The sequence below is a fragment of the Teichococcus deserti genome (assembly GCF_001982615.1).
GTDB classification, from domain to species: domain Bacteria; phylum Pseudomonadota; class Alphaproteobacteria; order Acetobacterales; family Acetobacteraceae; genus Pseudoroseomonas; species Pseudoroseomonas deserti.
The window spans coordinates 1-738 of the sequence record NZ_MLCO01000541.1 but is presented as its reverse complement, the minus strand read 5'-3'; the positions used below and the strand labels follow the sequence as shown (position 1 = coordinate 738).

General features: G+C 74.9%; 1 pseudogene. It reads right to left on the bottom strand.

Annotated features, from left to right (window positions below):
• Positions 1-738 (bottom strand): annotated as a pseudogene (locus tag BKE38_RS29885) (cobaltochelatase subunit CobT); the annotation flags it as partial.

Genomic DNA, 738 nt, shown 5'->3' with positions numbered 1-738 from the left:
CTGCTGGCGCAGGCGGGACAGCTCCTCGGCGTCGCAGAGATCCTCGGCCAGGACCTCCTCGTCGAACTTGCGGGTGAAGGCGCGGTAGACGCTGGCATCGTCGACCGGCGGCGTGTCGCGGCGCTGCTGCGGGCCGCCCGGGCGGTCCTCGCCTTCGGCGGCGACACCTTCCTCTTCCTCGGACTCGCCCTCTTCCTCGGCGCCCTCGCCCTGCATGGTCTCGGGCTGGGCGCCCAGCGTCGGGTCGGATTCCTCGCTCTGGCTCTCGCCCTCGGCCGAGCTCTGCTGCTCGCTGGAGCTTTCGGCCCCCTCCTCGCCTTCCTCGTCCTCCTCGGCTTCGGCCTCCACCTCGGCCTCCGCCAGGTCGAGGGCGGTGAGCAGCTTGCGGGCGGCGCGGGCGAAGCCGTCCTGGTCGTCGGAGGCCGCGGCCATCTCGTCCAGCGCCCCTTCCGCCTTCTCGCCCAGCGTGTCGCGCCAGAGGTCGAGGATGCGGTGGGCGGCGGCGGGGGCGGGCTCGCCGGAGAGGCGCTCGCGCGCCAGCAGGGACAGCGCCGCCGGCAGCGGCAGCTGGTCCTTGCGGGTCATCCGGTCGTAGCCCTCGGCCTCGCAGGTCTCGGCCAGGCGGGCAGAGAGGTTGGCGGCGACGCCGGGCATGGCGCGGCTGCCGACCACCTCGACGCGGGCCTGCTCGAGGGCGTCGAAGACCTCCTTGGCCTCGCGGCGGGCGGGGGTGCGGGT